The sequence below is a fragment of the Mycobacterium sp. genome, assembly GCF_049281135.1.
Taxonomy (GTDB): Bacteria; Actinomycetota; Actinomycetes; order Mycobacteriales; family Mycobacteriaceae; genus Mycobacterium.
In genome coordinates this window covers 1-4035 of sequence record NZ_JBAPRN010000082.1, presented here as the reverse complement: position 1 = coordinate 4035, position 4035 = coordinate 1, and the positions used below count along the sequence as shown (strand labels likewise).

The 4035-nt window shown below is 66.7% G+C and carries 3 protein-coding genes and 2 pseudogenes; 4 read left to right on the top strand and 1 reads right to left on the bottom strand.

Going from position 1 to position 4035, the window contains the following annotated elements; translation table 11 throughout:
• Nucleotides 1-374 (top strand): annotated as a pseudogene (locus tag WAN02_RS03330) (chitin-binding protein); the annotation flags it as partial.
• Nucleotides 375-843: 469 nt separating this feature from the next.
• On the opposite strand, the gene WAN02_RS03325 reads toward WAN02_RS03330, so the two are convergent.
• On the bottom strand, nt 844-1326 hold the full coding sequence (locus WAN02_RS03325) for a MarR family winged helix-turn-helix transcriptional regulator (RefSeq protein WP_422262762.1): 483 nt from the start codon (nt 1324-1326) through the stop codon (nt 844-846).
• Nucleotides 1327-1421: 95 nt separating this feature from the next.
• On the opposite strand from WAN02_RS03325, the gene WAN02_RS03320 reads away from it, so the two are divergent.
• From WAN02_RS03320 to WAN02_RS03310, 3 genes and pseudogenes are all read left to right on the top strand, one after another.
• Entirely contained in the window at nt 1422-2045 is a 624-nt protein-coding gene (locus WAN02_RS03320) for an NADPH-dependent F420 reductase (protein WP_422262761.1), read from the top strand.
• Nucleotides 2046-2131: 86 nt separating this feature from the next.
• Entirely contained in the window at nt 2132-3031 is a 900-nt protein-coding gene (locus WAN02_RS03315; protein ID WP_422262760.1) for a TIGR03619 family F420-dependent LLM class oxidoreductase, read from the top strand.
• A gap of 331 nt (nt 3032-3362) precedes the next feature.
• Nucleotides 3363-4035: pseudogene (locus tag WAN02_RS03310) on the top strand (hypothetical protein); the annotation flags it as partial.

Sequence of the window (4035 nt, the reverse complement as noted above, 5' to 3'; positions counted from 1 at the left end):
GCCCAGGAGGCCCAGGAGGCCCAGGTGGACCAGGCGATCACGGACCCGGCGGGCCTGGCGGGCCTGGTGACCACGGACCCGGCGGACCGGGTGGCCCCGGATTCCACGGGCCGGGAGGCCCCGGCGGTCCCGGCGGACCATGGCACGGCGATGACCACCGCGGCTACTTCAACAACGCTCCGTGGGGGAACGGACCCGCGCCCTGGGGCGCTGGCGAGCCACCGCGACCGGCATGGGACAGGCCGCTTCCCCCGCCCGGTGGACCGTGGAACTACGGGCCGATCAACTACTGGGGCTACAACGAAACCCCGTTTTGGAACCCGCAGTTCAACCAGTTCGGCTTCAACTTCTTCGGAGTTTGGATCCCGCTGTAAAGACTCACCTCACCAGACGCCCGCTTCGCCGATTGGCGGAGCGGGCGTTGCCCATTTGCCAGTCGTGCACCTATCAGCGCAATCACGGTTTGCCAACAACTGCATTCAAGTTGAGATGAAGCCTGGTCACACGTGACGCAAGCGGAACTAGAATGACCGGCATGGGCACCGCGGCCGTCGACAATGAAGTTTTGCGACCCCTTCGACGACGCCGCGCGCTGGTTGCCACGCTCGGAGCCGCCTTGCTCATCAGTCCCGCTCCGGTTGTCCAGGCCGCGCCAGGTCCGCCGCCTCGGCCGCCGGCCCCCATCATCGATGCGCCAAGCCATCATCACCACCAATCGCCCGAGCCATCGCCGGCGCTATCGCCGCCACCGCCAGACGCGCCGTCCCCGGCGTCCTAGGACGTTCTAAGGCCGCGGCATCGACCGCCACCGCCGCATACGCGCGTCGGGCGCCCTGATGAAGGCTATGAGGGCTTGTCTTCAGCTTGGGAGTCGTCGTCTTTGGTCACCTGGCGCAGGACTCGTTCGTTGAGGGCGGCGAGCATGTCCAGCTCAGCCGGGGTGAGCAGGTCGATGAAGTTCCGGCGGACGTCCTCCACGTGCCCGGGCGCCGCCTTCTCGATGGCGGCGCGGCCGGCCGGCAGCAGGCAGACCATGGTGCTGCGGGCGTCGTCGGGGTTGGGCTCGCGGCAGATCAGCCCGTCCTTCTGCATGCGCCGCACCTGGTGAGACACACGGCTCTTCTCCCAACCCAGTGTGTTGCACAGGTCGCGCGCGGGCATGCGGTCCCCTTTGTGACCGGAGAGCACCGCCAGGATCTCGTAGTCGGCCCCGGACAGTCCCGATTCCTGCAGGCCCCGGTTCAGGTGCACGTCGAGCTGATGATGCGCGTGCTGAAAGGCCCGCCAGGCGCGGTCTTCACGAGCACTCAGCCAGTTCGGCTCCATCAGCCCCATGCTACCTGATTGGTTGACCCATCAACAAACATTCCATAAGGTGGAGGAGTCAACCTTTTCGATCATAAGTCAAGAAAGAGCACCTCATGAGCAGCATTAGCATCATCGGCACCGGAAACATGGCCCGCGCCATCGGCGCGCTGGCGGTAGCGGGGGGCAACACCGTCGAGATCGTCGGCCGCGATCAGTCCAAGGCCGCTGACCTGGCGAAGGCGCTCGGCGGCAGCGCCACGACGGGAGCGTTCGGCGCCGTCCCGGCCGGGGACATCGTCATCGTTTCCCTGTTGTACGCCAACGTTGTTCCGGTCGTCGCCCAGTATGGAGACGCACTCGCGGGCAAGGTCATCGTCGACATCAGCAACCCTTTCAATGCCGCGGCCGACGGGCTGGCCATCCCCGATGACACCTCGATCGCGCAGGAAGTTGCCAAGGCGGCCCCGGCCAGCGCCAGTGTGGTGAAGGCATTCAACACCATCTTCGGTGTTGTGCTGGCCCAGGGCCGGCCGCTCGACGTCTTCATCGCCGGCGACGACGCGCGCGCCAAGGCGGGCGTGGCGGAGTTCATCGAGAGCCTCGGGCTGCGCCCGCTGGACGTCGGCGGCTTGAACATGGCGCACTGGCTGGAAGGAACGGGCCTGGTCATGATGGGTCTCGCTAGCCACGGGGTGGGGAACTTCGACTTCGCCCTCGGCGCCGCCGTTCCCGGCTGAGCCGCACCGCCGCCTTCCACGCCGTGAACGAACACCTCCCGGTGATGGTTGATGGATCATCGAAAATATAAGATAGGACTCTTACGATGAAGCTTGGTTTCGCACTTCCCATCGTCGGGCCCGCTATCAGCAGCGCCGCTGGTCTGAGCGCGTTCTGCCGCGGACTCGAGGACCTTGGCTACGACACACTGTGGGTCGGCGATCGACTCGTCACGCCGGTTGATATGCACAGCACCTACCCGGGCAAAGAGCAGCCGTACCCGCCGCAGATGACCCGTTACCTCGATCCGGTGCTGCTGTGGACCGTCGCCGCGACGGCGACCAGCCGGGTGCGGCTGAACGCCAGCACGCTCAGCACGTTCTACTACGAACCGCCGCACCTGGCCCGCTTGCTCACCACGCTCGACGTGCTCAGCGACGGCCGCCTGGACGTTGGCGTGGGAATCGGGTGGATGAAGGACGAGCACGACATCGCCCGCGGCGCGGACTGGCACCGACGCGGGCAGATGCTCGATGACCTGCTGGCGTTCCTGCACGAGTGGTGGACGACCACCCCGGTGTCCTGGGAGAGCGAGTTCTTCTCGCTGCCGCCGGTCCACGCCGACCTGCGCCCGGTCCAGGCCGGCGGTCCGCCCATCTGGATCGGCGGCGCCAGTGAGGCCGCGATGCGCCGGGTCGGCCGCAGCGGCACCGGCTGGCTCGGGGTCGAGGGGCTGCAGGACGAGGTCACCGACCACTTGTGGTCGATTGCGCGGCGTGCGGCGCAGGACGCCGGCCGCGATCCTGACGCGCTGAAGACGGCTATGCGGATCAACCTCGAACCGGGCACGTCTGTTGACTCGGTTGCCGGCAGGCTCGAGCGCCTCGCCGGGTCCGGTGCTGATGAGGCGATCGTGGATGCCTTCGCAATGTTCCCCAGCCTTGACCAGATGCTCGACTTCGCCGGCGAGGTAATCGCCCGATGGAGTGATGGTGGAAAAGCTTGACGGCAACGTAGCGGTGATCTCCGGTGGATCATCAACTGTTCGACGTATTTGGCGAGCACGCGGCGTTGCCACGTGTAGGCCTACCGGGAACTGGCTGCCGAAAGGCGGCGGCGGCCTACCCCTGTAGGCCTCAATATGTGTGAGCGGGGAATCGCTCACCCGCTGTGGCCGCCTGGATCAGGCGCTCCCCCGCGCCGGCCGGCCGGTCGGTGTCGTCATCGCACATATGTCCGGATCGATGGATGTTAAGTCTGAAAACCTGAATTTCGATTGCTTACGAGTGCATGATAAAAACCCAGGTATCTCTCAGGTTTGTCTCAGGAGGCTTGCTATGGCTCACCATCCGGGCAAGCGAAATCGTCGGTCGCGTGCCGCCAAGGGGCGCCGGCGGGGTCGGGCGGTTGGCCTGGCTGGGGCTGCCGGGGCGGCTTTGGCGTTCGGCATGGGTCCGCTGGCCAGCGCGCCGCCGGCCCGTGCGGATGGGTTTGACGCGATCATCGATGCCGTCGCCGGGTCGATCGCCGGTCTGGTCGATCCTTCGGCCGGTCTGGATTTGGGTGCGCTGGGCGTGGGTTCGGCTGAGCCGTTGGCTGCGCTGGGGCTGTCGGCTGATGCGGTGTCTGCGGCTGGTTCGTTGGACTCGTTGCTGCACACCCTTGAGCAGGACTGGATCACCAGTTCGATGGGAGCCGGCGTCGACACCCAGCTCAATACGTTGTGGCAGGACCTGGGTGGTACCGGCATCTTGATTGGCAACGGCGCCAATGGGATTGGCGACGGCTCGTTGGCTGAGGCGACCGGTGGTGCGGGCGGAATCTGGTTCGGTGATGGCGGTGACGGCGCCACCGATGCCGCCGGGGTGGGCGGTGTCGGTGGGGCTGCGGTGCTCGGTGATGGCGGTGTCGGCGGTAACGGCCTAGATGGTGGGGCCGGCGGGGATGGTGGGGATGTCGCGCTGATCGGTGATGGCGGGGCCGGCGGTACCGGCGGTGACGGTGGTGAGG

Coding starts and splice junctions, on each gene's coding strand:
- WAN02_RS03320 (WP_422262761.1), top strand. CDS start 1,422: ATGAGCAGCATTAGCATCATCGGCACCGGAAACATGGCCCGCGCCATC.
- WAN02_RS03315 (WP_422262760.1), top strand. CDS start 2,132: ATGAAGCTTGGTTTCGCACTTCCCATCGTCGGGCCCGCTATCAGCAGC.
- WAN02_RS03325 (WP_422262762.1), bottom strand. CDS start 1,326: ATGGAGCCGAACTGGCTGAGTGCTCGTGAAGACCGCGCCTGGCGGGCC.